Origin of the sequence: Gilliamella sp. ESL0254 (assembly GCF_013344985.1) — a bacterium.
In the GTDB taxonomy this organism is placed as follows: Bacteria; Pseudomonadota; Gammaproteobacteria; order Enterobacterales; family Orbaceae; genus Gilliamella; species Gilliamella bombicola.
Window position 1 is genome coordinate 25,405 of the sequence record NZ_JAAEDU010000004.1, and the last position, 18,021, is coordinate 43,425.

Consider the following 18,021-nt stretch of genomic DNA (forward strand, 5'->3'; position numbering starts at 1 on the left):
AAATGAAAAGTAAATTTAAATTATCTTTTGCTTTATTAGCGCTTGCTATTTGTTCATCTGCATCGGCTGAAATGGCTTTTCCTATTCCAGCTATTCCGCAATTAGATGCAGAAGCTTATATTTTAATTGATGCAAAATCAGGCGAAATTTTAGCGCAGTATAATGCCGAGCAACAGCGTGATCCTGCAAGTTTAACTAAAATGATGACTAGTTATGTCGTTGGGCAAGCATTGCAATCAGGTCGCATAAAAAATGATGATATGGTTGTTGTTAGTAAAGATGCTTGGGCAACGGGTAACCCTGTATTAAAAGGGTCGTCACTAATGTTTTTAGAAGTCGGTAAAACAGTTTCCGTTTCCGATCTTAACAAAGGTATTATTATTCAATCAGGTAACGATGCGTGTATCGCCATGGCAGAACATGTTGCTGGTAGCCAAGGTGCTTTTGTTAACTTAATGAATGATTACGCCAAAAAAATTGGACTAAATCATACCCATTTTGAAACTGTACATGGACTTGATGCCCCGGGCCAATACACCACAGCCAAAGATATGGCATATTTAGGGCAGGCCTTAATTCGTGACTTACCTGAAGAATATTCTATTTATAAAGAAAAAGAATTTACCTATACTCTATCAAAACCCCAACTTAATCGAAATGGATTACTTTGGGATACCACATTAAATGTAGATGGCATCAAAACAGGACACACCAATGCAGCAGGTTACAATTTAGTTGCTTCAGCGGTTGATGGCAATACTCGTTTAATTTCAGCGGTACTGGGTGGTCGCACTTTTAAAGGTCGTGAAGAAGAAAGTAAAAAGTTATTAGTTTGGGGATTCCGTTTCTTTGAAACCGCAAACCCTGTTAAGGCTGGAACTCCAGTCGCTACCGAAACCATCTGGTATGGCGACCAAAACAAAATCCAACTGGGTGCAGTTAATGGCGCATTTATTACCGTACCAAAAGGACGTGCGGCTGATGTACAAGTCGAATATAAAATTGATGATTACATCTATGCACCTATCACCAAAGGTAATGCGGTAGGTAAAATGCAGTTTTTATTAGATGGAAAAGTCATTAACGAACAACCGCTTGTTGCTTTACAAGATATTGAAGAAACAGGATTCTTTGGTGGAGTATGGGATTGGATCTGCCTACAATGCCATAAGTTATTTAGCTAGTTTTATTATCATTGTTCTGTAAGCGTTCGCTTACAGAACGACCTTTGATGAAGTAATGCAAAACTTAGAACAGCAATGCCCTAATTATCGCCACTATTTAACGCATATCTACTTACCTAAAACACTCATCTATGACGACGAACTGCTGGAAGCCATATTCAACGTTGGGATTTAAATACTGAGTCAGTAATAGATTATTCGGTATGGATATCAATACTTTATGAAGAACCAGATAATACAGAATTATCGCTAATATTAGTATACCAATATAGTGATAGAACCTACCATCATCACAGTAAATTTATCAGCTAATATCAATCAGTTTTTTGCTTATATACAACTACCTGTTGGACATGGGCCCTCTTATAAAAGTAAAATCAGTCGAGAATTCACCCTTCGAGCCATTGTTGACATTATGTATAAGGTAAAAATAAATGATTAATTTAACTAAATTTTATAAATATTATTTCGGTCTTATTGTTGGTTTGTTGGTGCTGATCGTTTTAATCTGTTATCAGATCTTTAACCAAGATATTCGCATGATCAAATTATCACCAACACAACAGCAACAAGTAAATAAGTTATTAGAAAAGAGAGCAACACGCTGTATTGGTACCTATTTAATTGATTTGCCTGCTGAATTTAAAGTCAAAAAAAAGGGGAACTTTGATTATAAAAGTAATCATGATGTGACCATTACCACAAAGCAACAATATTTACCCCCCTTTAAACAGATGATAGCTAGGCGTGAGCAAGAGTTGAAAAATACTAAACCAGTTGATCCAGTGGATGGTGATTATTTAAAGGCCATTTATCCCGTAGATACAAATGACCCAGAAAAGATGCAAGGTATTATTTTTGAACGTATGGAAAGTATTGGTACTGCTGATATTCTTAGAGTGTTAGAAGGTTATCGCTGGCAAGATGAAGTAACGTTAAAGATCGAAATGAAAGCAAAAAATGGCCTAGGCGAACAATATGCTAAAGATAGGCAAATTAAGCCTGAATCCTATGGTAATAACGTGCCCCAAAAATTAACTGAGCTGTATAAACTGTTTGAACGAATTCAGCCACGCGATGATTTAACTATCCCAACAACACCTGGGTTTTGCATGTTTAACAGTTTTATGCAAGGAGAAGATCGCGAATGGAAAGATATGAATTATGGTTATTGGCATGATAGTATTGAAGATTTTTCTTTCTATTTTGAATTTAATGATTTTGCAAGCGATTATGCACTACTTGATAAACCTGAAGCTTATTTTACACAAGGGGATGGTTATACCATTTATAAAGGTACTCGTGAGAGTAATAGCTTAAAATTAGAAGAGTGGGTGGTTAAAGGTAAATATTTTGAAGACGATTTTGGATTTAATGCTGACAAGTTCGGTTATATTTTTACTTTAGGCATTCATGTAACAGATCCGACATATAAAACGCCTCGATTACGGGTAGAAATGTTCTACAAAATCCCTTTGGATCCTAGACAGGCGTATAGCGAAGAACAATTAATGGTGTTTTGGCGAGAAATCACTAATAGCATTAGAATAAGGGAAAGCTCTTTTGAAAATGAATAAATATTACTGTGGTCTTATTGTTGGTGCTGATCGTTTTAATCTGTTATCAGATCTTTAACCAAGATATTCGTATGATCAAATTATCATCAACACAACAGCAACAAGTAAATAAGTTATTAGAAAAGAGAGCAACACGCTGTATTGGTACCTATTTAATTGATTTGCCTGCTGTACTATTTTAAGAGATAGTTACAAAACTTACCTACATCTAAATAACGTTAATTAGCTTCGCTAACAGTCTATAAATAGAAATAAAGCTGGTAATCTTATACTATTTATGGTATAAAACGCGCGCTACATTTGACATTATTTTTTTGCGAAAGTAATGACGAATAAAAGCATTAAATTTAATGATTAATTAACGTTATAACACACACATATTATTACACTTTTCCGGGGTGCCTTTTACCTTGTGTAATTAGGTCGGTTAAAGCGGATATGTGGAGGCATAACCCCAACGTCAAAATGAGGAAATCATGACTACAGTATCAATGCGCGATATGTTACAAGCGGGTGTACACTTTGGACACCAAACTCGTTATTGGAACCCAAAAATGAAACCATTTATTTTTGGTGCACGCAACAAAGTTCATATTATCAATCTTGAAAAAACAGTACCATTATTCAACGAAGCATTAGCTGAATTAAACAAGATTGCCGCTCGTAAAGGTAAAATTTTATTTGTTGGTACAAAGCGTGCAGCTAGCGAAGCAATTAAACAAGCAGCTGAAAGTTGTGGACAATACTATGTTAATCACCGTTGGTTAGGTGGTATGTTGACTAACTGGAAAACAGTACGTCAATCAATCAAACGCTTAAAAGATTTAGAAACACAAGCTAGTGATGGTACATTCGATAAATTAACCAAAAAAGAAGCACTAATGCGTGCTCGTGAAATGGCTAAATTAGAAAATAGCTTGGGCGGAATTAAAAATATGGGTGGCTTACCTGATGTGATTTTTGTGATTGGTGCAGACCACGAACATATCGCTATCAAAGAAGCTAACAATTTAGGTATTCCAGTCATTGCTATTGTTGATACTAACTCAGATCCTGATGGAATTGATTACATCGTACCAGGTAATGATGATGCAATCCGTGCAATTCAATTATATGCAAATGCGGTTGCTGAAGCAGTGCGTTCTGGTCGTGAGCAAAACCAATCTCCAGTATCTGAAGAAAGCTTCGTAGAAGAAGCTCCAGCAGCAGAGTAATAAACTCAAATATTTTCAGGGTCGATATTTAGTAATATCGACCCATTCTAATGAAAATCATCACAATGGTTAAATAGAGGATTAAAAAATGGCTGAAGTTACCGCTTCTATGGTAAAAGAACTGCGCGAAAGAACAGGCGCAGGTATGATGGAATGTAAAAAGGCATTAGTTGAAGCTAATGGCGATATCGAACTTGCAATTGACAACATGCGTAAATCAGGTCAAGCAAAAGCTGCTAAAAAAGCGGGTCGTGTTGCGGCTGAAGGTGTTATTATTTCTAAAATCTCTGCTGATAAAAAATTTGGTGTTATCTTAGAAGTAAACTGTGAAACAGACTTTGTTGCGAAAGATGCAGGCTTCTTAGCATTTAGTGATAAAGTTGCTGAAGCAGCATTAACTGATCGCACTAGCGATATTGCTGCACTGCAAGCTAAATTTGAAGAAGAACGTACAGCGTTAGTTGCTAAAATTGGTGAAAACATCGGTATCCGTCGCGTTGCTCAAATCGCTGGTGATGTTGTGGGTAGTTACCAACACGGTGCGCGTATTGGTGTATTAGTCGCAGCTAATGGCGCTGATGATGAATTAGTTAAACATATTGCAATGCACATTGCTGCAAGCAAACCAGAATATGTTGATCCAAGCGATGTTCCAGCTGATGTGGTTGAACATGAACGTAACATTCAAATCGATATCGCAATGCAATCAGGTAAACCACGTGAAATCGCTGAAAAAATGGTTGAAGGCCGTATGCGTAAGTTCACTGGTGAAGTATCACTAACTGGACAACCATTTGTTATGGATCCTGCAAAAACAGTTGGCGACTTATTAAAAGAGAAAAAAGCAGCAGTTGCTTCATTCATCCGTTTTGAAGTGGGTGAAGGTATTGAAAAAGTCGAAGTTGACTTTGCTGCAGAAGTTGCTGCAATATCGAAACAATCTTAATCGTTTCAAAAAAACCGCCGTTAAGGCGGTTTTGTTTATCTACAAAATATTTTAAAATTACTATAGGCTAATTTTTTAGCTTATTGAGTAATAAAACAACGAAATAGTGAGACTTCAATATGGTGACCCCTTTCTATAAACGTATTCTTCTTAAACTCAGTGGCGAAGCACTACAAGGTGACGAAGGTTTTGGTATTGATGCAACCGTTCTAGATCGCATGGCGCAAGAAATCAAAGAACTAATTGAAATGAATGTTCAAGTTGCTGTTGTTATTGGGGGCGGTAATCTATTTCGGGGTGCAGGGCTTGCTAAAGCAGGGATGAACCGTGTTGTTGGCGATCATATGGGGATGCTAGCAACTGTAATGAATGGTCTTGCGATGCGCGATGCGCTGCACCGAATTGAAGTTAATGCCCGTTTAATGTCAGCCATTCCATTAAACGGTGTATGTGATGATTATCGCTGGACCGAAGCAATTAGTTTGCTTCGTCATGGTAGAGTCGTTATTTTGTCTGCTGGAACAGGCAATCCATTTTTTACCACCGATTCAGCAGCATGTTTACGTGGTATTGAAATTGAAGCTGATGTTGTTTTAAAAGCTACCAAAGTTGATGGTGTTTATTCAGCCGATCCTGTTAAAGATCCAACAGCAACACTTTATAAAACATTAAATTATGATAAAGTGCTTGATGATGAACTTAAAGTGATGGATTTAGCTGCATTCACATTAGCAAGAGATCATAATCTACCCATTTGTGTCTTTAATATGAATAAACCTGGTGCATTGCGTCGTGTTATTTTAGGTGAACAAGAAGGGACATTAATTAATAACAAGGCAACAGTAACCAGTTAATTATCTTTATTTTAAATAAGGCTTTTATTATGTTAAACGAGATTCAAAAAGAAGCGCAAACGCGCATGGAAAAAAGCATTGATGCGTTTCAAAATCATATTTCTAAAGTTCGAACCGGTCGTGCATCACCAAGTTTATTAGATGGCATTATGGTTGAATATTACGGCAGTCCAACGCCACTGCGTCAACTAGCTAACATCGTTGCTGAAGATGCAAGAACGCTAGCTATCACAGTATTTGATAAATCATTAACTCCTGCTATTGAAAAAGCAATTTTAACGTCTGATTTAGGGTTAAACCCAGCATCAGCAGGTACCGTTATTCGTGTACCATTGCCACCATTAACAGAAGAACGCCGTCGTGATTTGACTAAAATTGTTCGTAACGAAGCGGAACAAGGTCGAGTATCTATCCGTAATATTCGCCGTGATGCCAACGATCAAATAAAAGCGTTACTAAAAGATAAAGAAATTTCAGAAGATGATGAGCGTAAAGCACAAGATTTAATCCAAAAAGCGACAGATGCCGCAATTAAAAAATTAGATGCAGTGCTTGCCGATAAAGAAAAAGAGTTAATGGAATTCTAATTCTTCTATTTTTCCCTTTCCTTCCAAACGCTCTGTTTTATAAAGCAGAGCGTTTTTTATTCCAATAGTTTTCTAATTTTGAAGTGAATAGCTATAAAATACAACACGCAAAATATACCTAATCTAAAAATCAATTTTCACAACAAACCTTTCAATGTAAATGTTTAACTATATGAATTATTTTTTAAAAAATATAATTCAATCTAAATTACAAAAAACAATTTATGCTTTTAAGGCATATCTAACTATAAAATATAAGTATTTTACATAGATTGATGAAGTGCCTATACTTTTTTGAAGTTAGCTATTTAAACTATTTCTGCTTGTTTTATCCGCTCTGATTTTATCTATATAGATAAGTTGGTTTTTTGTTTAGAGGCATTTTACTGACCAAGGTTTCAACGTTAATGCCGCTATAGAGCTAGTTGAATAAAAGGTACTTTATGTAATGAAAACACTATTATCGTGTCAGGGAGAACCAGAAAAAACATCCCATTGGTCTGCTGTTTTTTCATTATTTATGGGGGTAACCAGTCTTATTGTGGCTGAGTTTATTCCTATTAGTTTGTTAACGCCTATTGCACAAACATTAAATATTACTGAAGGAATGGCAGGGCAAACGGTCACTGCTGTGGGTATTTTTGCTGTTATTGCAAGTTTGACATTGGCGCCATTAACAAAAAAAATAAATAGACGGTTAGTATTATTAACGCTCTCTATTTTATTGGTGATTGCTAATATATTGGTCGCATTTACCCCTAATTATATCATTCTATTGATAGGGCGCTGCATATTGGGGATATGTGTTGGTGGCTTTTGGTCTATGGCTTCAGCGGTAACGCTACAACTTGTACCGGCAAAAGATATATCTCGTGCATTAAGCATTATCTATGCTGGTGTTTCAGTGGCAACGATTATTTCGCTACCATTAGCAAGCTATTTAGGCAATCTGATTGGTTGGCGAAATATCTTTTTGTTATCGGCATTACTGGGGGTTATTGCCTTTATTTGGCAATTTATAGCATTGCCTACTTTACCTGCACAGCAAGGTAATAGTTTTAACAATATGTTTTTTCTCTTAAAACAAAGCTGGATAACGATAGGAATAGTAGCCACGATATTTAGTTATGGGGGATATCATATATTTTTCACATATTTAAGACCATTTTTAGAACATAATCTTGCCTTAAAAACAAAAACTCTCTCTACGCTTTTACTTCTATTTGGCATTGCTAATTGTATTGGCACCGTTATTGCGGGTTTTGTGATGGGTAAACAATTTAAAATAACGATGATAGTTATTCATTTTATTTTATTGATGCTTGCTATTATTTTAATGTTTATCGATAAAAATATAAAATTCAACATGTTACTTGTTATTGCTTGGGGATTTATGTTTGGTTTTATTCCGGTGGGTTGGTCTACTTGGATTGTACGTACACTTGCTGATAAAGCCGAAATGATGGGTGGATTATCTGTTGCGGCGATTCAGTTTTCTATTGGATTGGCAGCGGCAATGGGAGGAATCATCTTTGATCATCAAGGGATACTAGGCATATTTTTTAGTGCTGCACTTATTTTTTTATGTGCCTTGATATTAACTCATCTCTGTTTTCGATTATTTACTCGTGTAACAGGAAATCGTATTGCATAGTAATAATTTTTAACTATTTATTGCTTGATAATATCGAATTAACATTTACTTATTAAAGGGATCACATTAATGAAAAAGGTTTTATTTTATTTCAAAGATAGCACTGCTTTAATCGTCTTTTTAAGTCTTTTTGGGTTATTTTTATCACCATCAGTAATGGGAGCCGATATGTCTAATAATGCGAATAATTTTTATCAAAGCGATAATGTCACTATGCAAAAAGTGAGTTTTCTAAATCAATATAAAATGAACGTGGTTGGAAATTTGTTTATGCCTAAAACGCTTGATCCAAAAAATAAATATCCAGCCATTATTGTTGGACACCCAATGGGTGCAGTTAAAGAACAAAGTGCCAATTTATATGCGACTAAAATGGCTGAACAAGGCTTTATTACATTAGCCATTGACTTATCTTTTTGGGGCGAGAGTGAGGGGCAGCCACGTAATGTTGTATTGCCCGATATGTATGCAGAAGATTTCAGTGCGGCAGTTGATTATTTAGGTACTCAAACTTTTGTGGATCGTCACAATATTGGCGTAATTGGTGTTTGTGGTAGTGGTAGTTTTGTTATTAGTGCCGCTAAAATTGATCCACGTTTAAAAGCCATTGCGACGGTAAGTATGTATGATATGGGGTCAGCCAATCGCCATGCTCTTCACCACTCGTTAACACTTGAACAGCGAAAGCAGATTATTAAACAGGCGGCAGAACAACGTTATGTTGAATTTTCTGGGGGGCAGACATTATATACAAGTGGTACGGTTAATAAAGGGCAACTCAAACCAGAAGATGGTCCAATTGCCCATGAATTTTACGATTTTTATCGTACGCCTCGTGGTGAATATACGCCTGCAAGTTCAACGCCAGAACTAACGACTCATCCAACATTAACCAGTAATGTAAAATTTATGAATTTCTATCCATTTAACGATATTGATACCATTTCACCACGACCAATGTTATTTATCACAGGTGATCAGGCTCATTCTAAAGAGTTCAGTGAAGACGCTTATAACCGCGCGATAGAACCGAAAGAACTTTATTATGTAAAAGGAGCTGGGCATGTTGATCTTTATGATCGAATCGATTTAATCCCTTTTGATAAATTAACAACCTTTTTTAAAACGCATTTAAAATAGCCACTAATTTTTAATGAAATGTTGTCCCATAGCAAAGGGAGTAAGAATTTATGTTGCTCCCTTACTTTTGCTCATCATTATAAAATAGCAGATGAATATCAAAAATTTTCTTTTAGCTGTTTTAAAAACAGTTCAGCAGCTTTAGAAAATACATGATATTTTTTCCAGACAATATTCACATCCACTTTTAATTTTGGATATAAAGGTCTAAAACAAAGTGGGTTATCGCCCGCTGTATTAATCAGTTTATCTAAACACAAGGCATACCCAATATGTTGTTCAACCATTAATGCGGCATTAAATATTAAGTTATATGTTGCAATAATATTTAATTTGTCATAGTTTCGTTTAAACCATTGTTCAATGCTATCACTAACATATTTTTGTTGGGAAACAATCAGTGGTAATGACCATAAATCAGATGGAGAAATGACCTCAAGGTTTGCCAACGCACAATCTTTTCTCATCAATACTCCCCACGTATCTTGTTGAGGAAGGCACAATGATTCATATTTTGTTAGATGAGTTGGTTCAATTAACACACCAAAATCAAGTAATCCCTTATCAATACGTTCGGTGACATCATTTGCATTACCACTATAAATATGGATTCGGATATGAGGGTATACATCTTGCATTGATTTAATAACATTTACTACCAACTTCATTGCATCGGTTTCACCACAACCAATATAAATATCACCACCAATACTTTCGTTGGTTGCTTGAAACTCTTCTTCTGTTTTATGCACAAGTTCCAGTATCTCCTCGGCACGTTTACGTAATCGTATTCCTTCATCGGTCAAGGTAATTCGCCTACTGCCGCGAATAAATAGGGGGGTGCCAAGCGTTTGTTCTAACTCCATGAGTTGACGAGATAAGGTAGGTTGAGTTAAATGCAAATGGTTAGCGGCAGCGGTAATACTTTCTTCTTTAGCAAGCGCAAGAAAATAACGTAAAATTTTTATATCTATCATTTTCCTTTCCCATTATTCTTGTTTAACAATTCTTCAAATTTTATATTTAAAAGATGCTATGCCAGAAAATGAAGTGTGCCTACTTTTCATTATTAACATAATCTTTTAAAAATCATCAGATGTTTTATCACAAATCACTTAAGTTGGATAGGTTACTCTTTATTACTGTTCAGTATTGCCGAGCGAGTTAATTGGTATAGAGCATTTTGCAAAAAGTCCAATAAGCCTTGGACTTACACAGATGAGTGTTCTAAGGTGGCTTTTTAAATGCCAATTAGTGAATGAAGCGGAGGCAAGAGATAACTAAAAATATATAAAATCAATATGTTGCTTGAATATTTTTTGATGTTTTTTGTTAAAAAATGGTCAGGAAAGATACTGATTTTATTAAATTTTTTGTTTGGTTGTTTTTACTCAAAACAACCGCAAAAAAACATTCTCCAAGACATCGCTTCTATACAAAACTTTACAAAAATCAACAAAAAAAAGCTAGTTGTTTATTCTGATGCAGAATATAATTTTGTTTAATGGACAAAGGTCCGGATAATTAAATAAGCAAATAATTCTAAAATTATTATAAAAAGTTCACTTAAAAGGTGGGTCGTTATGTATTGTAATTACTCAACGTATCTTTTGGGTTATCAAAGTTGCAGTTATCAAAATTTCTCACGAGCTTTATTTTTACCTATGAATTTCGCGAAATTATTAGCATTCTTACTGACATCAATATTTTTATCACCTTTGTTATTACTTTCTTCATTTAGTGTACAGGCGTTATCGGTTTATACATCACAAACTATTGAAGGTTCTGCGCCGTATTTGACGTTTGATGGAGGCCGAACTAGGGTAACTTCAACCGAGAGTTTACTGGCTATTGAGTTGCCTGATGGTACTACCCTTACGCCATCAACTAATCCATCAAGTTCAACAAATCCAATAAGATTACCTTATGCAGGAAGTACTTTGGGAGATATAGATATGTTAATCCCATCATCAGTGAATTCAGTGGATTTAAGTGATTTAGTCACTAGGTATAATTATTGGGGAGATGATGATGGAGATGGCCAAGGTTCAGGTGGTGTTACCGCATCAGGGAGTATATCGGTATCGTTTACGGATAAGGATAGTAATACAGTAAGTCGTAGTGATGCATTAGATAAATGTAAGGCTCCTTATAAGGTAACCTTAAGTAGTGTAGGGGGTTATTTACAAACACAGTACGGAGTTCCTAATAGGACTAGTTTTAGTGGAGCTATGGTGGATTATTATATTAATCCGTATGACAGTAGTCCTAGTGTTTGTTACGCAAGGCCTAATTTGTTGTTGGGTGGTACTACTGGCATCAATTCTAATGATGAACCTCGTTACGCAGGCCCAGCTAACATATGGTCTCCTACAAAGGGTTTTTTAACTCAGTCAAATGATTCATCATCTTACGGCCGAAATTTTCCTACAACGGGTGCTAATGGGTTGTATTTTGATTTGCTCATAGGTGGCGTCGATGCAAGTCAGTTGACGTGGTCTCCGGTCACTCGTGGTGGAATAACGGCTACGGTGACAAGTGTAATAGCTTATAATAATTGGCTTCCTAGTGTTGATAGAGGAAAAGTTGTCGCACGAGTTAAGTTAAGCGGTCCTAGGGCAATTAGTACTCAAATAAACTCAAATAATCCTAGTCCGCTTACTCCGTTGCCATCTTTGCCGCAGACCTTTGAATTGGTGGGCAGGGATAGTCGTGGTAATGAGGTGAGGTATGGATTTGTGTTAAAGCAGTGGTTCGTCAATCGGGGTAGTAAACTCGATACTCAGTCCAACCAATCCACTTGGTGTAGTAGTTTGGGGTATCGTCTTGCTAGTGTAAGTGATTTAACTAATGCAGTCAAAACAGATAGTCCTTCTATTTCTGGCGCCTTGCCATCCTCATCTGATAATTATTACATGCGTCACATAGGTGCTGGCTTTTTCACGGAGTGGGGCTACATGACCTACTCCGCTGATGCGGGCTTCGTCCCCGGCGCCATCGACTGGACAAGCGACACAACAGGTCGCAATGTCTTCAGTGTCAACTCAAACAACGGCCACGTCGGCAGCGGCTACGTTTACTACAGTGGTTACGCTGTTTGCACCGCACCTTAGCTTTTATACCTTAGTCTTTGGACCCGCGGGGGCGGTTATGGTGCAGATAGAGGATAATTTATCAAAGAATAAAGCCCCCGCGTAAGTTGAGCATTTCCCTTAAGGTTATGCTGTAGCGGTTTAAATTCGTGGTCTATTTATAGTACAGCAAGGTTTCGGACGTTTTAACTTTGGGTGAATAAAATAGCTATTGTGACCACCCAAGGTCAAAACGTCCGAAACCTGCGCACTTAATTTCTTCTATTCACCAAAACCCAAAAAAGACCTAATTTTCCGCCCAAAAATCAGTCAGAAAACATATTGATTTTATTAAATTTTTTATACAGTGTTTTTTAGTCAAAAAACACCACCCAAAATCCTCCCCCAAAGCCCGCCAACGTATGTTGACTCAAACTTTAACAAAACTTTACAAAATTTTAACGGAAAAAGTAGCGCATTATTAACCAAGCGGCTATAATTTAAGGGCTTTCAAAGCAAAGGAGTGCTCGTTAGTCGAGCAGTTAGTTACAAAAAATGTAAATAAAACAAAAATTTACTTGACAGGATGATCGAAATGCGCTACCATTTATGGCATCTGGCATCTGGCCTGCCAAACCTACGCCCTAAATCTTTTTCAATTTCACCGTAGTCGAAATCAGACACAGTTCTTATTTTCATCACCGAAATTATCAAACTCATTGCGCTTGGCGAGGTCGTCGGGGTGTTCGTCGTGGTTAGGTTTTTTACTTAGCTCGCTTAGTTTTTCTAATTTTTCTATCTTACTTAAGTTACCAAGCTTACTTAGATCATTTAGCTTACCTAGATTGTCGCTGTTCTTCGTGCTGTTGTTGTCATATACACAGAGTTCTGTGGCATTAACGGCGCATACATCAAGAGTAATTGAAGGTACTCTGCCGTATTTAATGTTTGACGGTGGTTGGACAAAGGTAACAGATACAGACAGTTTATTGTTTATTAAGTTGCAGGATGGTCGGGTAATCACGCCATCTACTAATCCATCAAGTGTGACAAATCCGATAATTTTGCCGTATGTGGGGAGTAACTTAAGTCATATAGCAATGGTTGTTCCGTCGTCACAGAGTTCAATTAGTATGAATGATCTGGTTGTTCAGGGTAATTGGGGAGATGATGATGGGGATGGACAGGGAACAAATGGAGTTACCGCATCGGGGAATATATCGGTATCATTTACGGATAAGGATGACAATACAGTTAATCGTAACGATGCATTAAGTATATGTAAGGCTCCTTATAGGGTAACTTTAAGTAGTTCAGGGGGATATTTACAAACACAGTACGGAGTTCCTAATAGGACCAATTTTAGTGGTCAGACGGTGACATATTATATCAATCCGTATGGTGGTCCTGTTGTTTGTCACACAAGGCCAAATCTTAGTTATGGTACAGACGATTTCACCGGCCCATCTAACATATGGTCTCTTACAAAGGGTTTTTTAAGTCAGTCAAATGATTCATTATCTTACGACCAAAACTTTCCAACTACAGGTGCCGATGGATTGTATTTTGATTTGCTCATAGGTGGAGTGGATGGAAGTCAGTTGACATGGTCTCCGGTCACGCGTGGTGGAATAACGGCTACGGTGACAAGTGTAGCAGCTAATGATAGGTGGATTCCTGGTGTTGATAGAGAAAAAGTTGTCGCACGGGTAACGTTAAGCGGTCCTAGGGCTGATAGTACTCAGATAGGGTCAGATAATCCTAGTCCGCTTACTCCATTGCCATCTTTGCCACAGACATTTGAGTTGGTGGGTAGGGATAGTAGGGATAATGTGGTGGTTAAATATGGATTTGTGTTGAAGCAGTGGTTCGTCCATCGGGGTAATAAAGACGCTAGTCAGTCTGACCAAATATCTTGGTGCAATCGTTTGGGTTATCGTGCGCCACAGGTTAAGGATTTAACTAATGCGGTTTGTTCTGGTTGGCATTCAGGATTTTGGTGTCGAGGCGCAGTAGGTGCCACGCCGTCGTCTAGTAATAATCATTACAAGCGTCACATAGGTGCTGGGTTTTTTACGGAGTGGGGCATCCTTTACCACTACGCTGATGCGGGTTTTGTCGACAACATCTACTGGACGAGCGACGCTTCAGGTGGCAATAGCTTCACTGTCGCTTGGGACCTCGGCGACATTAACAGCTTCAGTGCCGGTTACAGCCTTTATGGCCTTTGTACCACACCTTAGCTTTTATATCTTAGTCCTTAATCCTTGGGCAGCGGGGGTGGTTATGGTGCAAATAGAGAATAATCTAACAAACAACAGCGCCCCCGTACTGTGAAGCGCCGAGTTAATAAGATTGGGAGTGAATATAAAACAAATAAGAATAACCAAGCAGTTGGTGGGATAAGTGTTTGTTGTGTACTTTGAAATAGTGGTGTTAATTTAATGAATGGAATCAATTAAATACTTGGCATAATATGCCTAACAGTAAAATGAGCACTACTAGCACAGCATTTATTCATCACCCAAGACTTTCAACCTAAAATTGTCATGCAAGCTTGCTGATAAAAGGGAAGAAAGTTAGGGGGATATGGCTAAATCAGCGACATACGCATCTTAGGTTGCAACTTCCCGACTGGGGTGCGAATGATTTTTGATTTTAGTTATACACCAACTGACTTGGCCCTCAAAACAAAGTTAAAAGACAACCATACGGCAACCCATAAAAAAACATAGTAAAAATCGGTCAGAAAATGTATTGATTTTATTAAAGTTTTTTTGTTTATATTTTTAACAAAAAAACAAAGGATTATTTTCTTTGCCTCATTCCGGCATCAAAATTTGCCGAAACCTAAGCGTTGACATAAATGTTACTTATTTCAAAAAAAGCTTAAACTCAAACACAGATTTTTATCTGTACTATTTCAAACAATTTCGCCATAATGTTATAAAAATAACAACATTTAGCTATATTTGTTATTTTTATAACATCTCTATTTATTTACATACTAACAATATTTAATTAAACATTATTACAAAGACATTTTAAGGATCTCGTTATGAATTATGCAAAGTATATTGATCATACTTTACTCGCAATGAATGCGACAGAAGATCAAATTCGTAAGCTTTGTGATGAAGCTAAGGAATATCATTTTTATTCGGTTTGTGTAAATTCAGGCTATGTACCTTTAGCGGCAAGCTTACTTAATGGCAGTGATGTAAAAGTGTGTGCGGTGGTTGGCTTTCCACTTGGTGCCATGCTCACTAGCGCTAAAGCGTTCGAAACCGAAATGGCGGTTAAAGCTGGCGCTCAAGAAATCGATATGGTTATTAATGTAGGTTGGTTAAAAAGCAATGATTTCGATGCGGTTAAACATGATATTGAAGCAGTATTTAAAGCTTGTGGCGTTGTGCCATTAAAAGTTATTTTAGAAACCTGTCTATTAACCAAAGAAGAAATTGTCAAAGTTTGTACTATTTGTAAAGAAATTGGCGTTGCGTTTGTGAAAACATCAACTGGCTTTAGCGTGTCGGGTGCAACTGTTGAGGATGTTAAATTAATGCGCGACACTGTAGGTAAAGAGATGGGTGTTAAAGCATCGGGTGGTATTCGCGATCGTGCAACCGCTGAAAAAATGATTCAAGCTGGGGCAACGCGTTTAGGTGCAAGCGCAGGCATTGCTATTGTATCGGGTGATACCACATCATCAAGCAGTTATTAATCAATAAACTTATCAATAAGCGACTTTATGTCGCTTATTGATATTGATGGAATCTGAATGGAAACGCAATCGCAAAAAAGAATTAATGACCTCATTCAAATTTTAAAAAAAACAGATAAGGTTCATTTAAAACAGGCGGCTAAGTTGTTAGCGGTTTCAGAAATGACCATTCGACGAGATTTAAATAATATTCCTACATCATTAACGGTTTTAGGCGGTTATATTGTTAGTGAAGCTCGTTATCAAGCAACGCAATATTTTGTTTCAGATCAGCAAGATAAACAAGTTAACGAAAAGCTACATATTGCTAAACTAGCCAGCAAACTTGTTTATGCAAATGATACTGTCTTTTTTGATTGCGGTACCACAATCCCTTTTATCATTGATGCTATTGATGATGAAATAACCTTTACCGCTATCTGCTATTCATTAAACGCATTTTTAGCATTACAAAATAAACCTAATTGTAAGACAATTTTATGTGGTGGTTATTATCAGGTTAATAATGCTATTTTTACCTCTATTGGACAGCATTGCCAATTAAATTCGATTTGCCCAAATAAAGCGTTTATTTCCGCTGCTGGGGTTGATATATCACGAGGAGTCACTTGTTATCATTTTGATGAACTTGATATGAAGTTGCAAGCCATGAAACAATCTGACCTGCGTATTTTGATTGCCGATCATACTAAATTTAGTCAAGTTAAACCGGCTTTAATTAGTGAATTAACGCTGTTTAATCAAATTATTACCGATAAAGTCCCCACTAAGGAATTTATCTCTTTTTTCAATAACCATAATTTAAAACTAATGTATTAATATGAAAAATATCACAATTTTAGGTTCGACTGGTTCAATTGGTTGCAGTACGCTAGCGGTTATTGCTCAAAATCCACATCTGTTTAAGGCATATGCCTTAGTGGGTGGCAATAATGTAGCCAAAATGACTGAGCAATGTTTGGCATTTAAGCCTAAATATGTTGCCATGGCAACAGAACAAGCAGCTGATGAGCTAAGAGCAAATCTTGCCAATCTAAAATTGGATATTGAAGTGTTAAGCGGTGAGCAAGCCATTTGTGATTTAGCGCAGTTACCCGAAGTCGAGCAAGTGATGGCCGCTATTGTTGGTGCTGCTGGGCTAAAACCAACCCTTGCGGCAATTAAAAAAGGTAAACGTATTTTACTTGCCAATAAAGAATCACTTGTGACTTGTGGGCATCTGTTTATGCAAGCAGTTAAAGAGTATGGCGCTGAGCTGTTACCGGTAGATAGTGAACATAACGCGATTTTTCAAAGTTTGCCAATGACGGTACAGCATAATTTAGGTTTTGCTAATTTGGCTGAACAGGGTATTACTAAAATAGTTTTAACGGGTTCTGGCGGGCCGTTTCGCGATTGGGAAATAGATAAGCTTGCATCGGTTACGCCAGCGCAAGCGGTTGCACATCCTAATTGGTCGATGGGTAAAAAAATTTCTGTGGATTCGGCAACCATGATGAACAAAGGACTTGAGTATATCGAAGCACGTTGGTTATTTAATGCAAGTGCTGACGAAATGGAAATTATTATTCATCCGCAATCGATTATTCACTCCATGGTACGTTATCAAGATGGTAGTGTGGTGGCAGAACTGGGGGTGCCTGATATGTGCACACCTATTGCTTATGCCATGTCTTATCCCGATCGTGTTCCATCTAGTGTACCACCTTTGGATTTTTGTCAAATTTCGGCTTTAACGTTTAAACAGCCTGATTTTAATCGTTATCCTTGTTTAAAACTGGCAATAGAAGCGTCCAATCAAGGGCAAGCTGCCACAACGGCACTTAACGCAGCCAATGAAATTGCGGTAGAAGCATTTTTGCAACATAAAATTGGTTTTATGGATATTGCCAAAAATGTAGCAAAAGTATTAGATCAATTAGCTTTTCCTGAGCCAACCACCATTGACGAAGTTTTTATAATTGATCAGTGGGCAAGATCGCAATGTGGCGAGCACTAAACGCGATTTGATTTTTATAAACAGTGAGTTAAATAGGCAATAAGGGCAGCTGAGCACAATTTTATTTTGAA

At 37.1% G+C, this 18,021-nt stretch carries 14 protein-coding genes; 13 read left to right on the forward strand and 1 reads right to left on the reverse strand.

Going from position 1 to position 18,021, the window contains the following annotated elements:
• Positions 1–2 precede the first annotated feature (2 nt).
• The 8 genes from GYX25_RS09250 (at position 3) to GYX25_RS09285 (ending at position 9,156) form a co-directional block, all read left to right on the forward strand.
• Entirely contained in the window at positions 3–1,184 is a 1,182-nt protein-coding gene (locus tag GYX25_RS09250; protein ID WP_174787230.1) for a serine hydrolase, read from the forward strand.
• Between the two features lie 434 nt (positions 1,185–1,618).
• Positions 1,619–2,761, forward strand: coding sequence for a T6SS immunity protein Tli4 family protein (locus GYX25_RS09255; protein WP_174787231.1), 1,143 nt, complete (start codon positions 1,619–1,621; stop codon positions 2,759–2,761).
• A gap of 476 nt (positions 2,762–3,237) precedes the next feature.
• A complete protein-coding gene (rpsB, locus tag GYX25_RS09260; protein ID WP_065560530.1) occupies positions 3,238–3,975 on the forward strand; it encodes a 30S ribosomal protein S2 in 738 nt (245 codons plus the stop codon).
• A gap of 88 nt (positions 3,976–4,063) precedes the next feature.
• A complete protein-coding gene (gene tsf, locus GYX25_RS09265) occupies positions 4,064–4,921 on the forward strand; it encodes a translation elongation factor Ts (protein WP_174787232.1) in 858 nt (285 codons plus the stop codon).
• Positions 4,922–5,040: 119 nt separating this feature from the next.
• A complete protein-coding gene (gene pyrH / locus GYX25_RS09270; protein ID WP_091349251.1) occupies positions 5,041–5,775 on the forward strand; it encodes a UMP kinase in 735 nt (244 codons plus the stop codon).
• A gap of 29 nt (positions 5,776–5,804) precedes the next feature.
• Complete coding sequence (frr, locus tag GYX25_RS09275) at positions 5,805–6,362, forward strand: ribosome recycling factor (RefSeq protein WP_065587087.1); 558 nt, start codon at positions 5,805–5,807, stop codon at positions 6,360–6,362.
• Between the two features lie 448 nt (positions 6,363–6,810).
• Entirely contained in the window at positions 6,811–8,016 is a 1,206-nt protein-coding gene (locus tag GYX25_RS09280) for an MFS transporter (RefSeq protein WP_174787233.1), read from the forward strand.
• Positions 8,017–8,085: 69 nt separating this feature from the next.
• Complete coding sequence (locus GYX25_RS09285) at positions 8,086–9,156, forward strand: alpha/beta hydrolase (protein ID WP_085247634.1); 1,071 nt, start codon at positions 8,086–8,088, stop codon at positions 9,154–9,156.
• Between the two features lie 98 nt (positions 9,157–9,254).
• Here GYX25_RS09285 and GYX25_RS09290 read toward each other — a convergent pair whose 3' ends face one another.
• Complete coding sequence (locus tag GYX25_RS09290) at positions 9,255–10,130, reverse strand: LysR substrate-binding domain-containing protein (RefSeq protein ID WP_174787283.1); 876 nt, start codon at positions 10,128–10,130, stop codon at positions 9,255–9,257.
• A 609-nt stretch (positions 10,131–10,739) separates the two neighbouring features.
• On the opposite strand from GYX25_RS09290, the gene GYX25_RS09295 reads away from it, so the two are divergent.
• The 5 genes from GYX25_RS09295 to ispC all read left to right on the forward strand — a co-directional run bounded on the left by GYX25_RS09295 (position 10,740) and on the right by ispC (position 17,950).
• Positions 10,740–12,269, forward strand: coding sequence for a hypothetical protein (locus tag GYX25_RS09295; protein ID WP_091349263.1), 1,530 nt, complete (start codon positions 10,740–10,742; stop codon positions 12,267–12,269).
• Between the two features lie 683 nt (positions 12,270–12,952).
• Entirely contained in the window at positions 12,953–14,470 is a 1,518-nt protein-coding gene (locus tag GYX25_RS09300; protein ID WP_238786098.1) for a hypothetical protein, read from the forward strand.
• A gap of 815 nt (positions 14,471–15,285) precedes the next feature.
• On the forward strand, positions 15,286–15,951 hold the full coding sequence (deoC, locus tag GYX25_RS09305) for a deoxyribose-phosphate aldolase (RefSeq protein WP_085247635.1): 666 nt from the start codon (positions 15,286–15,288) through the stop codon (positions 15,949–15,951).
• A 57-nt stretch (positions 15,952–16,008) separates the two neighbouring features.
• Positions 16,009–16,770 (forward strand): DNA-binding transcriptional repressor DeoR, encoded by a 762-nt coding sequence (deoR, locus tag GYX25_RS09310; RefSeq protein ID WP_174787235.1) that lies wholly within the window; start codon positions 16,009–16,011, stop codon positions 16,768–16,770.
• 1 nt (position 16,771) lies between these two features.
• Positions 16,772–17,950: a 1-deoxy-D-xylulose-5-phosphate reductoisomerase gene (ispC, locus tag GYX25_RS09315; protein ID WP_174787236.1), complete on the forward strand. Its 1,179-nt coding sequence runs from the start codon at positions 16,772–16,774 to the stop codon at positions 17,948–17,950.
• Positions 17,951–18,021 lie beyond the last annotated feature (71 nt).

Excerpts from the sequence above, each read along its gene's own strand:
- frr (WP_065587087.1), top strand. The coding sequence starts at position 5,805 with ATGTTAAACGAGATTCAAAAAGAAGCGCAAACGCGCATGGAAAAAAGC.
- GYX25_RS09285 (WP_085247634.1), top strand. The coding sequence starts at position 8,086 with ATGAAAAAGGTTTTATTTTATTTCAAAGATAGCACTGCTTTAATCGTC.
- rpsB (WP_065560530.1), top strand. The coding sequence starts at position 3,238 with ATGACTACAGTATCAATGCGCGATATGTTACAAGCGGGTGTACACTTT.
- deoC (WP_085247635.1), top strand. The coding sequence starts at position 15,286 with ATGAATTATGCAAAGTATATTGATCATACTTTACTCGCAATGAATGCG.
- GYX25_RS09255 (WP_174787231.1), top strand. The coding sequence starts at position 1,619 with ATGATTAATTTAACTAAATTTTATAAATATTATTTCGGTCTTATTGTT.
- deoR (WP_174787235.1), top strand. The coding sequence starts at position 16,009 with ATGGAAACGCAATCGCAAAAAAGAATTAATGACCTCATTCAAATTTTA.
- GYX25_RS09250 (WP_174787230.1), top strand. The coding sequence starts at position 3 with ATGAAAAGTAAATTTAAATTATCTTTTGCTTTATTAGCGCTTGCTATT.
- ispC (WP_174787236.1), top strand. The coding sequence starts at position 16,772 with ATGAAAAATATCACAATTTTAGGTTCGACTGGTTCAATTGGTTGCAGT.
- tsf (WP_174787232.1), top strand. The coding sequence starts at position 4,064 with ATGGCTGAAGTTACCGCTTCTATGGTAAAAGAACTGCGCGAAAGAACA.
- pyrH (WP_091349251.1), top strand. The coding sequence starts at position 5,041 with ATGGTGACCCCTTTCTATAAACGTATTCTTCTTAAACTCAGTGGCGAA.
- GYX25_RS09280 (WP_174787233.1), top strand. The coding sequence starts at position 6,811 with ATGAAAACACTATTATCGTGTCAGGGAGAACCAGAAAAAACATCCCAT.
- GYX25_RS09295 (WP_091349263.1), top strand. The coding sequence starts at position 10,740 with ATGTATTGTAATTACTCAACGTATCTTTTGGGTTATCAAAGTTGCAGT.